At 70.5% G+C, this 13,604-nt stretch carries 12 protein-coding genes; 5 read left to right on the forward strand and 7 right to left on the reverse strand.

Annotated features, from left to right (window positions below):
* Nucleotides 1-33 precede the first annotated feature (33 nt).
* Nucleotides 34-1,776, forward strand: a complete 1,743-nt coding sequence (locus tag ABZV91_RS08825; protein ID WP_355237642.1) for a DEAD/DEAH box helicase — start codon at nt 34-36, stop codon at nt 1,774-1,776.
* 371 nt (nt 1,777-2,147) lie between these two features.
* On the opposite strand, the gene ABZV91_RS08830 is transcribed toward ABZV91_RS08825, so the two are convergent.
* Together ABZV91_RS08830 and ABZV91_RS08835 are read right to left on the reverse strand one after the other, a co-directional pair.
* Complete coding sequence (locus ABZV91_RS08830; protein WP_355237645.1) at nt 2,148-2,708, reverse strand: hypothetical protein; 561 nt, start codon at nt 2,706-2,708, stop codon at nt 2,148-2,150.
* Nucleotides 2,708-4,459, reverse strand: coding sequence for a DEAD/DEAH box helicase (locus ABZV91_RS08835; protein WP_355237648.1), 1,752 nt, complete (start codon nt 4,457-4,459; stop codon nt 2,708-2,710). Before ABZV91_RS08835 ends, ABZV91_RS08830 begins: the two co-directional genes overlap by 1 nt.
* 470 nt (nt 4,460-4,929) lie before the next feature.
* On the opposite strand from ABZV91_RS08835, the gene ABZV91_RS08840 reads away from it, so the two are divergent.
* Nucleotides 4,930-5,667, forward strand: a complete 738-nt coding sequence (locus ABZV91_RS08840; RefSeq protein WP_355237651.1) for a TetR/AcrR family transcriptional regulator — start codon at nt 4,930-4,932, stop codon at nt 5,665-5,667.
* Nucleotides 5,668-5,755: 88 nt separating this feature from the next.
* Here ABZV91_RS08840 and ABZV91_RS08845 read toward each other — a convergent pair whose 3' ends face one another.
* Entirely contained in the window at nt 5,756-5,950 is a 195-nt protein-coding gene (locus tag ABZV91_RS08845) for a hypothetical protein (protein ID WP_030521621.1), read from the reverse strand.
* A 269-nt stretch (nt 5,951-6,219) separates the two neighbouring features.
* Between ABZV91_RS08845 and ABZV91_RS08850 the strand changes: the two genes are divergently transcribed.
* The gene (locus tag ABZV91_RS08850) at nt 6,220-6,579 is read left to right on the forward strand and encodes a DUF952 domain-containing protein (RefSeq protein WP_355237655.1); all 360 of its coding nucleotides are present in this window, start codon (nt 6,220-6,222) and stop codon (nt 6,577-6,579) included.
* Between the two features lie 18 nt (nt 6,580-6,597).
* Here ABZV91_RS08850 and ABZV91_RS08855 read toward each other — a convergent pair whose 3' ends face one another.
* Both ABZV91_RS08855 and ABZV91_RS08860 read right to left on the reverse strand, forming a co-directional pair.
* Nucleotides 6,598-7,260: a response regulator transcription factor gene (locus tag ABZV91_RS08855; RefSeq protein WP_355237658.1), complete on the reverse strand. Its 663-nt coding sequence runs from the start codon at nt 7,258-7,260 to the stop codon at nt 6,598-6,600.
* Nucleotides 7,257-8,462 (reverse strand): histidine kinase, encoded by a 1,206-nt coding sequence (locus tag ABZV91_RS08860; RefSeq protein WP_355237660.1) that lies wholly within the window; start codon nt 8,460-8,462, stop codon nt 7,257-7,259. Before ABZV91_RS08860 ends, ABZV91_RS08855 begins: the two co-directional genes overlap by 4 nt.
* A gap of 465 nt (nt 8,463-8,927) precedes the next feature.
* On the opposite strand from ABZV91_RS08860, the gene ABZV91_RS08865 reads away from it, so the two are divergent.
* Together ABZV91_RS08865 and eutC are read left to right on the forward strand one after the other, a co-directional pair.
* Nucleotides 8,928-10,349, forward strand: coding sequence for an ethanolamine ammonia-lyase subunit EutB (locus tag ABZV91_RS08865; protein WP_355237662.1), 1,422 nt, complete (start codon nt 8,928-8,930; stop codon nt 10,347-10,349).
* Nucleotides 10,346-11,167: an ethanolamine ammonia-lyase subunit EutC gene (gene eutC, locus ABZV91_RS08870; RefSeq protein WP_355237664.1), complete on the forward strand. Its 822-nt coding sequence runs from the start codon at nt 10,346-10,348 to the stop codon at nt 11,165-11,167. The genes ABZV91_RS08865 and eutC overlap by 4 nt, the downstream gene beginning before the upstream one ends.
* Before the next feature lie 81 nt (nt 11,168-11,248).
* Here the strand turns inward: eutC and ABZV91_RS08875 are convergent, their stop codons facing one another.
* Both ABZV91_RS08875 and ppgK read right to left on the reverse strand, forming a co-directional pair.
* Nucleotides 11,249-12,619, reverse strand: a complete 1,371-nt coding sequence (locus tag ABZV91_RS08875; protein ID WP_355237666.1) for an RNA polymerase sigma factor — start codon at nt 12,617-12,619, stop codon at nt 11,249-11,251.
* Between the two features lie 168 nt (nt 12,620-12,787).
* Entirely contained in the window at nt 12,788-13,546 is a 759-nt protein-coding gene (gene ppgK / locus ABZV91_RS08880; RefSeq protein WP_355237668.1) for a polyphosphate--glucose phosphotransferase, read from the reverse strand.
* Nucleotides 13,547-13,604: the final 58 nt, after the last annotated feature.

Here is a 13,604-nt window from a genome sequence, read left to right on the forward strand (position 1 = left end):
CCATCGCCGCCGCGGCCGCTAGTGTTTCTCTCCGTGACCGATGCGAGCGGTGCTATTGCGACGGGGGTTCCGGGCGCATCCCTGCGCGCGTGGCAGCGGCGCGCGCTCACCCGGTACCTGACGGCCAAACCCCGTGATTTCCTCGCTGTGGCGACGCCGGGGGCCGGTAAGACGACCTTCGCGCTGCGGGTCGCGGCGGAACTGCTGGCCGATCGTACGGTCGACCAGGTCACCGTGGTCGCGCCGACCGAACATCTGAAACATCAGTGGGCCGCGTCGGGGGCACGCTCGGGCCTGGCGCTGGATTCGAACTTCTCCAACACCACCGGCGGCACCTCGGGTGACTATCACGGCGTGGTGGTCACCTACGCCCAGGTCGCCGCGCACCCGTTCAAGCACCGCGTGCGTACGGAGAACCGGCGCACCCTGGTGATCCTGGACGAGATCCATCACGCCGGGGATTCGAAGAGCTGGGGTGACGCGGTGGCCGAGGCGTTCGGTGACGCCACCCGCCGTCTGGCGCTCACCGGTACCCCGTTCCGCAGCGACGACAGCCAGATCCCCTTCATCACCTACGAACCCGACGAGGCCGGTCTGCCGCGATCCCGGGCCGACCACAGCTACGGCTACACCGAGGCGCTCGCCGACGGGGTGGTGCGCCCGGTGGTGTTCCTCGCCTACTCCGGCGAAGCGCATTGGCGCGACAGCGCGGGCGAGGAGTACACCGCCCGGCTCGGTGAGCCGCTGAACGCCGAACAGACCGCCCGGGCCTGGCGCACCGCCCTGGATCCGGCGGGGGACTGGATCTACGCGGTGCTGCGTGCGGCGGATATGCGGCTGGCGCAGTTGCGTGAAGGCGGTATGCACGATGCCGGCGGCCTGGTGATCGCCTCCGATCAGGAGCGGGCCCGGGCCTACGCGGAACTGATCGAGCATCTCACCGGTAACCGCCCCGTGCTGGTGCTGTCCGACGATCCGACCTCGTCGGCCCGGATCGGTGAGTTCAGTGCGGGTACTCAGCCGTGGATGGTCGCGGTGCGGATGGTCTCCGAGGGCGTGGACGTCCCGCGGCTGGCCGTGGGCGTGTACGCCACCAGTGCCTCGACGCCGCTGTATTTCGCCCAGGCCATCGGCCGTTTCGTCCGCGCCCGGCGGCCCGGCGAGACCGCGAGTGTGTTCCTGCCGTCGGTTCCGGTGCTGCTGGACCTGGCCGCGCAGCTCGAGGTGCAGCGCGACCATGTCATCGGCAAACCGCACCGCGAGAAGGACGGGCTCGACGACGACCTGCTCACCGAGGCGAACAAACAGCAGGACGAGCCGGGCGAGGAGGAGAAGGCGTTCGTACCGCTGGCCGCCGACGCGGAATTGGACCAGGTGATCTACGACGGGTCCTCGTTCGGTACCGCGACCTTCGCCGGGAGCGCCGAAGAGGCCGATTACCTGGGTATTCCCGGTCTGCTCGATGCCGATCAGATGCGTGCGCTGCTGCGGGAGCGCCAGGCCCGGCAGATCGCCGACCGATCCAAGGCCGAACCGCAGGCGCCGGTCCCCGCCTCGCCCGCGGCGGGCAATGCCGCCGAGCGGGTGGCGACTGCCGACAAATTGGGTGAACTGCGGCGCGAGCTGAACAGTCTGGTCGCGATGCACCACCATCGCACCGGCAAACCACACGGGGTGATCCACGGTGAGCTCCGGCGGCAGTGCGGCGGGCCGCCCACCGCACTGGCCACCGCCGACCAGCTCGGCGAGCGGATCGCGGCGCTGCGCCGCATGTGAATCGCCGCGGTGGACCCGCGAACTCGTCGCCGGTGGCGCCGTCTCTTCGGTCCGCCGTGGGTCGAGGCGTCGCGGAGCGCTCGCCGCACGGGGCCGCGGCCGCCGCGCCGAGGAGACGGTGACGATCTCGTGCGTCGGAGGGTCCCCGTCGTTCGGAGGAGACGGTGTGGTTCTCGTGCGTCGGAGGTCGCTGTCGTTCCGCGGAGGTCGGTGTGGTTCTCGTGCACGAGGCAGTCCCGGCGTGCCGAGGAGACGGGGACGATCCCGTGCGCCGACCGCCCGTCCGCTCGAAAGGAACGGCGCTCGACCCCGTGGTCCGAGTAGTGCCGCCGTTCCGCGGAGAGAGGGCCGCGTCCGTCCCGCGGTGCGGCTCACACGTCGAAGAACATCGCGGGGTCGAGTGTGTTGAGGGGTACCCAGCGCGGCGTGTCCGGCTCGGTACCGGACTCGTCCGGTGCGGCACCGTGCTCCGGGTGCCCGTAGCCCTGCAGATCCAGGCCCACCCGCGGATCCTCGTCGACCCGGCGCGCGAGGGTGTAGAAGGTGGCCAGCACATGGAGACAGCGCGCGCTGCGCGCACTGCACGAGCAGTCGATCGCGGTGGGTTCCGGAGCCACCGGGATGCCCGCCGCGAGGGCCGCCGTATGCATCTCGTCGGTCAGCAGGGTGCGTTCTGCGCCGACGATCGCGGACAGCGCCGTGAGGGCGGTCCGGGGGAGCGGCGCCAGCTCGATATGGACGACCGACGCCTGGCCGCCGCGGTGGATGTGCGCGCGAACGACCCGCCCTTCCAGCTCGGGCCGCACCCCGTCGTTGCGGGCGATACTGCGCGCCCGCGGTAGCAGCGGATCGGGGCGGGTCTGTCGTAGCGGCTCGGCCAGCCGGACCCAGTCCATCCCCCAGCGGGTGTAGCCGAATTCGTTGTCCGCCATCAATTTCCTCGCTTCCGCCGCAACACTTCCAGAAGCCGTTCGTCGTCGAGCCGGGCGAGATCGGCGATACCGCCGCCGTCGCCGAGATCGGTGAGCGCGGATTTGCGGCGCTGCATTCCCGCGATATGTTCTTCGACCGTGGTGGCCGAGGTCAGCGTGGTGACGGTGACCGTGCGGGTCTGACCGATCCGGTGGACCCGGTCGGAGGCCTGCGCCTCGACCGCGGGATTCCACCACCGGTCGAAATGGATCACATCGGCGGCGCGGGTGAGGGTGAGCCCGGTCCCCGCCGCCCGCAGGCTGAGCACCAGAACCGGTGGTCCGTCGGGAGATTGGAAGTGGGTGACGATCGCCGCGCGTTCGGCCTGGCTCAGCCCGCCGTGGAAGAACGGCGCGGTGACGGCGAACCGGTCGGCCAGGTGGCGCACCTGGAGGTCGCCGGTGGCCCGGTACTGGGTGAAGATCAGTGTCGGTGCGCCGTTGTCGAGGTTGGCGGCCACGATATCGGTACACAGATCGAGTTTTCCCGAGCGACCCTCCAGTTCGCCCAGGTCGCCGTCCACGAGCCCGGGGTGGTTGCACACCTGTTTCAGCGCGGTGAGCGCGGCCAGTACGCGGGTCTGCCGCTGGGTGCCGGTACCGAAGCCGTCGGCGACCGCGCGGTCGAGCAACTGATCGTAGAGTTTCTCTTGTTCGGGGGTGAGATCGCACAGTAGATCGTTGTGGATCTTGGCCGGGAGCGCGGCGGCGACCTGAATTTTGCGGCGGGCGAGCAGGACCGGTTCGATCGCGTCCTGCAGGCGGGCGGCCGCGGTGGCCGAGCCCTCCTCGATCGGCTTGACAAAACGACGGCGGAACAGGGCGCGATGCCCGAACAGGCGTGGCGCCACAAGGTGCAGTAGCGACCACAGTTCCTCGAGGTGATTCTCCACCGGGGTGCCGGTCAGCGCGACGACGGCCGCGGCCTCGAGCGCCCGGGCCGCCTTCGATACCTGCGTGCGGGGATTCTTCAGCGCTTGGGCCTCGTCGTAGACGACGGTCGCCCAGTCGTTTCCGGTGAGCCGGTGGCCGTGCAGCCGCAGCACGGGGTAACCCGTCACGACGATATCGCCGGCCCCGGCGTCGAGTTCGCCGCCGCGCCAGGCCACCGGCCGCAGGGACGGGGCGAAGCGCTGGATCTCGTGGACCCAGTTGCCCACCAGTGAGGTCGGGCACACCACGAGTTGCGCACCGTGGGCGGCGCGGCCGAGTAGCAGGCCGATGGTCTGCACGGTTTTGCCGAGACCCATCTCGTCGGCGAGGATCGCCCCGCCGTGGCGGGCGATCGTGTCGCGCAACCAGCTGATTCCGCGCGCTTGATAGGGCCGCAGGTCGGCGCGTAGGTCGTCGCGCAGTCCGGCGGCCACGGTCGTGGTGTCGTGGAACACCGAGCGGGCGTGGTCGCCGGTGAGTATCGCTGTGCCTGTCGCGTTCGGAAACGCGTGTCCGGCGAGTGGGAGATCGGCTCGTGTGTCCGCGAGGATCGCTTGCCAGGCGCGGGTGGAGTGGCCCGGTTCGGCCGGTGCGACCCCGGCGAGACCGGCGGGGTCCACCAGCGCGCAGTCGACCGGGGTCACCTCGATGGTGATACTTCCCGCGCGGGCCTGGGCCCGGGTTCCGGCCGGTACGGCGAGTGGGAGGGTCGCGGTATCGCCGAGTCCCGCGGGGGCGGGGCCGGGCGCCCGGCCGGTCCAGGTCCACAGGGCGAACATATGACGATCGGGCAGATAGGTGGTCTCGATGGTCGGCAGCGTGCACCCCTATGATCAGCGTATGGCGTACGGAGTAATGGGTCAACGCGCACCGTACCGGATTTGTTCCGGTCCGAACCGCGCGGTGCCCGGGTGGTATGTCTACGTGGTGAAGGGAATGCGATGAGCGACGACGGGGTGCCGGTGGCCGCCGGACCCGGCCGAGGCGGTGCCGGGCGCCGCGGCTCGAATGCGGCCCACGCGCTGTCCGGCCCGACCGCCCACCTCCTCACCGGCGACGGCCGTGCCCGGACCGTCGCAGGTGACCGGTGTGCCGGAGGTAGAAGCCCCGTGCGCGGTGGCGCCGATCGGGAGTCCGGCTTCGCCGGCCCGCTCACGGGTGGCGAGCACCGCGGCGTGGCGTGGCTCTTTCCGGCGGGCGACCCGGCCCGTCCGGTGCCCCTGGCGGCCGCGGCCGGCCGGAGGCGCCGGTGACCCGCGCGACCGATCCCGCCCGTGTCCTGCTGGAACTGCTGTGGCGACACGAGCTGCCGCCCCGGCGCGGCGGCCGCGGTCCCCGGCAGACCGTGAGCGTCGACGAGGTGGTGGCGACGGCGATCGGGCTCGCGGACCGCGAGGGCTACGAGAAGGTGTCGGTCCGGGCGGTCGCCGCGGAGCTGGGGCTGCGACCGATGAGCCTGTACACCTACGTGCCGAGCAAGGACGCGCTCACCGTCCTGATGGTCGACGCGGTCGCGCTGGAGGACACCCCCATCCCCGCAGACCTGCCCGCGCGCGACCGGCTGGTGGCCGTCGCCCGGCAGATCCGCGACGAATACCTGACCCACCCGTGGCTGTTCGACGTGCCCTCCTGGCGAATGGTGCTCGGCCCCGGCCGGCTGCGGCGATACGAGCGGCACCTGGCGGCGGTGGACGGGGCGGGTCTCGACGATATCGAGATGGACCGGGTGATCGCGGTGCTGTCGCAGTTCGCGACCGGTAACGCGCGGACCGCGCTCGCCGCCGCCCGCAGCGTCCGGGAACAATCCGACGCCGACTGGTGGGAGGCGCACGGCCCGGTGCTCGAGCAGGTCATGCCGGCCGCCGACTTCCCGCTGTCCGCCCGGGTCGGGGCAGCCGTCGGAGCGCTGTACCAGGCACCCGGTGACCCGGCCGGAGACTTCGACTACGGGCTGCGCCGCCTGATCGACGGCATCCTGCCCGGGTGAAACGCCCGTGGCGGGCGACCGGATCGGTCGCCCGCCACGGAGACGGTGTTCTGTTGTTCGATGCTGTTGTGTCGGACGCGAGGACGGGTCAGAGAGCGGGAGCGGACTCCGTGTCGATCACGGCGTCGAGTTCGCGCAGTCGTTCCATGTGTTCGTTCGCGTGGTGCTGGCAGAAGAGCAACTCGCCACCTGCGGGCAGAACGGCACGCACACGCGCAGCCGCCCCGCAGCGATCGCAGCGATCGACCGCGGTCAGTGGGGTGCTTGTCAGGGTTCCTGGCATGACTCCTCCGTCCTGGCTTCCGGCACAATACCGTTCACCTGGTGTGAGGCCCGTGGTCACTCCGCGGGCTCGCTTCCGCTACTTCCCAGCAGTGGTGTAACTACTCTGTCAGACGTTCGGGGCATCGGGATTGTTCCCACTGGGGAACCAGTGTGTTTTCCCTAACACGACCAGCGGTTTTCGCCTGTGGCGAACACCGCGGGCCGGGTGTGGAAAACGTACGGCCGGTGCTCCGTAGCGACTGTCGAGTTGTGTATCGGAGGTTACCCGTGCCCTGTGACACTCACACCCTTGTTCACCTCTGCACTCCCGGTGAGTGGGCACTTGCCCGGGAACGCGGTGCGCATCGGCCCGATTCGCTGCGGTCGGAGGGATTCGTTCACCTCTCCGCGCCGCAGCAGGTGCACCTGCCCGCGAACCGCCTTTTCGCAGGTCGGCGCGATCTTCTCCTCCTCCGTCTGGACCCGGACCGGCTCGCGGCGCCGGTGCGCTGGGAACCGGGGGCGCCCAGCGACGATCCGGCGTTGCGTTTCCCACATCTGTACGGTCCGCTACCGGTCGAGGCCGTGACCGGGGTGGACAGCTACCTTCCGGGCACCGACGGTCGTTTCGCGCCGCTGGCCGGCTGAGCCCCGTGCCCGAGTCGGTTACCGCTGTCCGGCGGCGCCGTCGCCGAGTTCCCGCGCCAGGATCGCGGCCTGCACCCGAGACCGCATGCCCAGTTTGGTGAGTACACGTGACACATGCGTTTTCACCGTGGTCTCGCTGATGAACAGCCGCGCCCCGATCTGGGCGTTGGACAGCCCGCCGCCGAGACAGTCGAACACCTCTTTCTCCCGGCCGGTGAGCTCCGCCATACCCGGTGGTGGTTCGGGCCCCCGGCCCGACGGCGTCTCCGCGAAGGCGTCGATCACCGCCCGGGTGACCTCCGGAGCGAGCACCCCCTCGCCCGCCGCGACCGCGCGGACCGCGTCGACGAGCGCGGGCCCGGACGCGGATTTGAGGACGAATCCGGAGGCACCCGCGCGGAGGCTGCGGAATACGTACTCGTCGAGGTCGAAAGTGGTGAGGACGAGCACCCGCGCCAGGCTCTCACCGGTCACCCGGGCGGTCGCGGTGATGCCGTCCACCCCCGGCATCCGCACGTCCATCAGCACCACATCGGGCCGCAGCGCCCGGGCCTGAGCCACCGCGACCTCACCGTCGGCAGCCTCGCCGACCACCTCGATATCGCCGGCCGCGTCCAGGATCATGCGCAGTCCGGCGCGGATCGCGGCATGGTCGTCGGCGAGGAGAACCCGGACCGTCACCGCGGACTCCCCGCGGTCTCGGGCACCGCGGCCAGCGGTAGCCGGGCGCGCACCCACCAGACGCCGGCCTCCGGTCCCGCCCGCAACGTACCGCCGAGGGCGGCCGCTCGTTCCCGCATATTCGACAGTCCGCGCCGGTCGGCGGTCTCCGGCGCCGGAGACGGCCCGGCGCCCAGGGGGTTGCGTACCGCCAGCACCAGTGCCGCGGCCTCGGTGTGCACGTCGATGTCGACCTCCTGCCCGGGGGCGTGTTTCATCACATTGGTCACCGCTTCCTGGACGATCCGGTAGGCCGCCTGGTCCACCGCCCCGGCCGGTGCGGTCTCGCCCAGGTCCAGCCGGACCTGTACCCGCATGCCCGCCTGCCGGGCCGCGGTGACCAGCCCGGGCAACTGGGCCAGGCGCCCGGGCGCGGCCGTCTGCTCGGCATCGTCCTCGCGGCGCAGCAGGCCGATCATCGTCCGCATCTCCCGCAGCGCTTCGACGCTGTTGGTGCGGATTGCGCCGAGCACCCCGGCCAGCCGCGGATCGGCGGCGCCGTCGAGGCTGCCCAGGGCCGCTTCGGACTGCAGGGCGATGGCCGACAGCTGTCCGGCGATCACATCGTGCAGATCGCGGGCCATGGCCTTGCGTTCGTCGGCCACCGCCGCCCTGCGGTCCAGTTCGGCGACCAGCGACAGGGCGCGGGCGCGGGCACGTTCGGCGTCGGCGGTCTCCTTGTGCGCCCGGACGGTCAGACCCCACCACAGCGAGGTCCCGACGAAGGCGGCCGCCAGCACCAGCGCCAGCGCCATCAGATGCCAGTCGCCGCTGATCGCCAGTACCACCCCCGCCGCGGTCGCCGAGAGGGCCAGCCAGGCCACCACCGCGCCCTGCATCTGGCGTCGCGTGCCGTACACCACGGCCGCGTAGATGAGATCGGTGTACACCAGCCAGATCGGCAGCGTCGGACCGAGCGAGAGGTCCATCGTCAAGGGAATCAGTCCCAGCACCATCGCCGTGATCGGTGCCCGGCGCCGCACCAGCAGTACCGCACTGGCGAGCGCGAGGATCGCGATCCGCGGCCACATCGGGTCCGCCCGCGCCTCGGTGGCGAACATCGAGCCGAAGCCGGCCAGGTACAGCAGCACACCGAACAGGAACCATCCGCCCGCGACGACGACCTCCCGTGTCGTCGCCGGTAACGCCGACCACCGCTGCATCCGTTCATCTCAGCACACCCCCCCGCGGTCCGGATCCGTCGAAGTGATGAGCGGTGCGGGTACGAACTGCCGACTCCGGAAAATCTGTCGGGACACGGGTCGGTCCGCGAGCGCGCTACGGCGTACGTCCGCACTCGTGGCCGGCCGGTGTGCGGGGGTGCCGGCGGTGCGTCCGTGTCGGGCGCCGGGGCCGTACGGGACCGGCGAGTATTCCCGGCTCGTCGAGGCATGAAGTATGCCGGGGGAGTCGGATCTGTCTCACGCGTCGACCCGAGGTGATCGACCGCACCGCGTGGCAGGCGGTGGCTCTGGCCACGGCCTCGTGAGGTTCCCGGCAACCGGGCACGTAACCCTCGGCGGCGGTAATCTTCGAGGGCACCGTGTATGTCGGCCGCCCGACCGACCGGTCCCAGGACACTGAGCACCGGCCGGGCGAGCACAGCGGCCCGGACGGATGGGACCCGGATGACGGTCTACACCCAGCGCCTCGGCGGAACGAACTATCACTTCGACGGACTCGTGGACGTGCTGGCCAAGGCCACGCCCCGGCGCAGCGGCGACGAGCTGGCCGGATGCGCCGCGGCCACCGATGCCGAACGGGCGGCCGCGCAATGGGTGCTCGCCGATATCCCGCTCACCGAGTTCCTCGAACAGCCGGTGGTCCCCTACGAAACCGACGAGGTGACCAGGCTGATCCTGGACACTCACGATCGCACCGCGTTCGGTCCGGTCGCCGCGCTCACGGTCGGGGGGCTCCGGGACCGGCTGCTCGCGGTCGCCGCCGGCGAGGGAACCGCCGATCCGGCCGCCACCCTGCGTGCCCTCGCGCCCGGACTGACCCCGGAGATGTCCGCCGCGGTCAGCAAGATCATGCGCAATCAAGACCTCATCGCCGTCGCGCACGCGGCCCGCGTGCATTCGGCGTTCCGGACCACCATCGGGGCGCCCGGCACCCTGGCTACCCGGCTACAGCCGAACCATCCCACCGACAATCGCGACGGGATCGCCGCCGCCGTCCTGGACGGCCTGCTGCTGGGCTGTGGTGATGCCGTCATCGGCATCAACCCGGCCACCGACTCCCCGCGCGCCGCGGCGGATCTGTTGACGTTGCTCGACGATATCCGCACCCGCTTCGATATTCCGGCGCAGTCGTGCGTGCTCGCCCATGTCACGACCACCATCGGTTTGATCTCGGCCGGGGCGCCGGTCGATCTGGTCTTCCAGTCCGTCGCCGGTACCGAGGCCGCCAATACGGCGTTCGGGGTGGACCTGGCGCTGTTGCGGGAAGCGAACGAGGCCGGGCGTTCGCTGCGGCGCGGCACCGTCGGCGACAATGTCATGTATCTGGAGACCGGCCAGGGGTCGGCGCTGTCGGCCGACGCGCATCGGGGCACGGGTGGAAGGCCGGTGGATCAGCAGACACTCGAGGCGCGCGCCTACGCCGTGGCCCGGGAACTGCGGCCGCTGCTGGTGAACACAGTGGTCGGTTTCATCGGCCCGGAGTACCTGTACGACGGCAAGCAGATCGTGCGGGCGGGACTAGAGGATCACTTCTGCGGCAAACTGCTGGGCCTGCCGATGGGGGTGGACGTCTGCTACACCAATCACGCCGAAGCCGACCAGGACGATATGGACACTCTCCTCACCCTGCTCGGCGCCGCCGGATGCGCCTTCGTGATCGCGGTTCCCGGCGCCGACGATGTGATGCTGGGCTACCAGAGCCTCGGCTTCCACGACGCGCTCTACGCCCGCCGGGTGCTGGGCCTGCGCCCCGCCCCGGAATTCGCGCAGTGGCTGGACCGGCTCGGCATGCTGGACGCGACGGGCCGGGTGCTGCCGGTGGCGCCGGCCGCGTCACCGTTGCGCGCGCTGACAGGGGGCCGATGAGCATCGACGAGAACTCGACGGGTACCGAATCCGAGGTCTTCTGGACCGGATTGCGGTCGTACACCCAGGCGCGTATCGGTTTGGGCCGGGCCGGGGACGCGCTACCCACCCGGCGTGTTCTGGAATTCGCCGCCGCGCACGCCGCCGCCCGCGATGCGGTGCACCTCCCGCTGGAGGTCTCGGCGCTGTGCGCGCGGCTCGCCGAACTGGGTGTGGGTGAGCCGATCCATATCCGCAGCCGGGCCCGGGACCGGGCCGAATATCTCCGGCGCCCCGACCTGGGCAGGCTCCCGGCCGTCGACCTCGACGTGGCGGACGGCGAGCCGGGCCGGCTCCCGCACTCGGGCGCCGATATCGGCCTGGTGCTCGCCGACGGGCTGTCGGCCCGGGCACTCACCGTCCACGGACCACCGACCGTGGCGGCGCTGCTGGACGCGCTGCGCCCGCACCGGTCCGTCGCGCCGCCGGTGGTGGCGACGCAGGCCCGGGTGGCGCTGGGCGACCATATCGGGGCCGCGTTGGGGGTGACGACCGTGCTGGTGCTGATCGGTGAACGTCCGGGCCTCTCGGTGGCCGACAGCCTCGGTATCTACCTCACGCACCGGCCACGGCCCGGCCGGACCGACGCCGACCGCAATTGCGTGTCGAATATCCACCCGCCCGAGGGGACGGGCTACCGGCGGGCGGCGGAGGTCGTCGCCGCCCTGGTGGCCGGGGCCCGCCGGCTCGGCCGCTCCGGGGTGATGTTGAAGGACACCTCCCGGGACCGGATACTGCCGGGGCCGATCGCGCGATTGACCGACGGTGCCGCGGGGTAGTCGCGCAACGGCCCCTGGACAGTGCGGAATCCGATGGTTCCGCGGGTGTCCAGGGGCCGTTGCCCGTACTTCTTCCGGGACTCAGTCCAGGTAGTCGCGCAGGACCTGCGACCGGCTGGGGTGCCGGAGCTTGCTCATGGTCTTGGATTCGATCTGCCGGATCCGCTCGCGGGTCACCCCGTAGACCTGACCGATTTCGTCCAGGGTGCGCGGCTGACCGTCGGTCAGGCCGAACCGCAGCCGGACCACGCCCGCCTCGCGCTCGGACAGGGTCTCCAGTACCGACTGCAGCTGATCCTGCAGCAGGGTGAAGCTGACCGCGTCCACCGCGACCACGGCCTCGGAGTCCTCGATGAAATCACCGAGCTGGCTGTCGCCCTCGTCGCCGATGGTCTGATCCAGTGAAATGGGCTCCCGGGCGTACTGCTGGATCTCCAGCACCTTCTCCGGGGTGATGTCCATTTCCTTGGCCAGTTCCTCCGGGGTGGGCTCGCGGCCCAGATCCTGGAGCAGCTCGCGCTGGATACGCCCGAGCTTGTTGATGACCTCCACCATGTGCACCGGGATACGGATGGTGCGGGCCTGATCGGCCATGGCGCGGGTGATCGCCTGCCGGATCCACCAGGTGGCGTAGGTGGAGAACTTGTAGCCCTTGGTGTAGTCGAACTTCTCGACCGCGCGGATCAGGCCCAGGTTGCCCTCCTGGATGAGGTCCAGGAATGCCATCCCGCGGCCGGTGTAGCGCTTGGCCAGCGACACCACCAGGCGCAGGTTCGCCTCGAGCAGATGGTTCTTGGCGCGGTTGCCGTCCCGGATGATCCAGTTGAAATCACGGCGGGTGGCGACCGGCAGCTTGTCCCCGGCCTCGGTGAACTCGCGCATCTTCTCCGCCGCGTAGAGCCCGGCCTCGATCCGCTTGGCGAGTTCGACCTCTTCCTCGGCGTTGAGCAGCGCGACCTTACCGATCTGCTTCAGGTAGGCCCGGACCGAATCCGCGGACGCGGTGAGCTCGGCGTCCTTACGCGCCTGGCGCAGGGCCTCGGACTCCTCCTCGTCCCAGACGAAATCGCCCGAGGCCTTGTCCGCCGCGGTGGGCTCGGAGGTGCCGTCCTCGGCCGCCTCGCCCTCGGGTTCCTCCTCGACGGCCTCGGCGACGAGATCCTCGCCTTCGTCGGTGAGATCGTCCTCGGAGACCTCCAGGTCGCCGAGATCCGCCACATCCAGCGAATCGTCGTCGAGCTGTTCCTCGCCCGAGCCGGGGGCGCCCGCGCTCCCCGCCTTCTTGGCGGCTCCCTTCTTGGCAGCGGCCTTCTTGGCCGGAGCCTTCTTGGCCGCGGCCTTCTTGGCCGGAGCCTTCTTGGCCGCGGCCTTCCGGGCCGGGCGTGCCGCGGGAAGTTCCGTGGCCTCGGCGTCGGCCGGTTCGGCTGTCTGACGGGTATTCGTGGCTACCACGTACGCCCTTTCGTGACGGTCTCGTGCGGCGTCACGCCAGAGTAGTATTCCGGCGGAGCGGTCTGTCGGGTTTACCGGCTAAAACGCCGGTCGGGGGTCCGGCTCACCGCCGGGTGCTTCCATTGTAACGATCCGACCAGTGTGCACTGGCCCGTGCCGTGGAGAACCTCAGGGGGTGATGCCGGCGTCCACGGCCATGGCCGCGCCGACGATACCCGCTGTGTTCTTCAAGTTCGCCGGGACCACGCGGGTGCGGTTGGTCAGCAGTGGAATCCACTGGTCGGCGTCGCGGCTGATCCCGCCACCGGCGACGATGACCGTGGGCCAGAAAAGATCCTCCAACCCGCTCAGCACGGTGCTGACGCGGGCCGCCCACTCGGGATAGTCGAGGTTCTCTCTCTCCTTGACCGAGGCGGCGGCCCGGTGCTCGGTTTCCATGCCGCCTATCTCCAGATGCCCGAGTTCGGTGTTCGGGACCAGGGTGCCCTTGTTGAGCAGCGCGGAACCGATACCGGTACCGAAGGTGAGCAGGAGTACGAGGCCGTGGATATCGCGGGCGGCGCCGTAGCGGTCCTCGGCGAGTCCCGCGGCGTCGGCGTCGTTGAGCACCGTCACCTCACGACCGCCGAGTGCCGTCGTGAACAGGGCCCGGGCGTCGGTGCCGATCCAGGACTTGTCGACATTGGCGGCGGTATGCGCGACACCGTCGAGAACCACGCACGGCAGGGTGAGGCCCACCGGCCCGTCCCAGCCCGCGGTGTCGATCAGCTTCGCCACGGCCGTCGCGACCGCCTCCGGGGTGGACGGATGCGGGGTCGCGATCTTGATGCGCTCGTGCACGAGCTCCCCGGTGTCCAGATCGACCGCGGCGCCCTTGACGCCGCTACCGCCGATATCGATACCGAACGCGTGCCGTCCAACGGACATGCGGGTTCCTCGTTCCCTGTGCTGGCTGATGTCGTGGTGCGCCGCACCGGTTTCCGGG

The organism is Nocardia sp. NPDC004568, assembly GCF_040609955.1.
GTDB lineage: Bacteria > Actinomycetota > Actinomycetes > Mycobacteriales > Mycobacteriaceae > Nocardia.

Bases quoted from the DNA above. Each gene is read 5' to 3' on its own strand.
- ABZV91_RS08830 (WP_355237645.1), bottom strand. From the start codon at position 2,708: ATGGCGGACAACGAATTCGGCTACACCCGCTGGGGGATGGACTGGGTC.
- ABZV91_RS08835 (WP_355237648.1), bottom strand. From the start codon at position 4,459: ATGTTCGCCCTGTGGACCTGGACCGGCCGGGCGCCCGGCCCCGCCCCC.
- ABZV91_RS08845 (WP_030521621.1), bottom strand. From the start codon at position 5,950: ATGCCAGGAACCCTGACAAGCACCCCACTGACCGCGGTCGATCGCTGC.
- ABZV91_RS08860 (WP_355237660.1), bottom strand. From the start codon at position 8,462: ATGCAGCGGTGGTCGGCGTTACCGGCGACGACACGGGAGGTCGTCGTC.
- ABZV91_RS08865 (WP_355237662.1), top strand. From the start codon at position 8,928: ATGACGGTCTACACCCAGCGCCTCGGCGGAACGAACTATCACTTCGAC.
- eutC (WP_355237664.1), top strand. From the start codon at position 10,346: ATGAGCATCGACGAGAACTCGACGGGTACCGAATCCGAGGTCTTCTGG.
- ppgK (WP_355237668.1), bottom strand. From the start codon at position 13,546: ATGTCCGTTGGACGGCACGCGTTCGGTATCGATATCGGCGGTAGCGGC.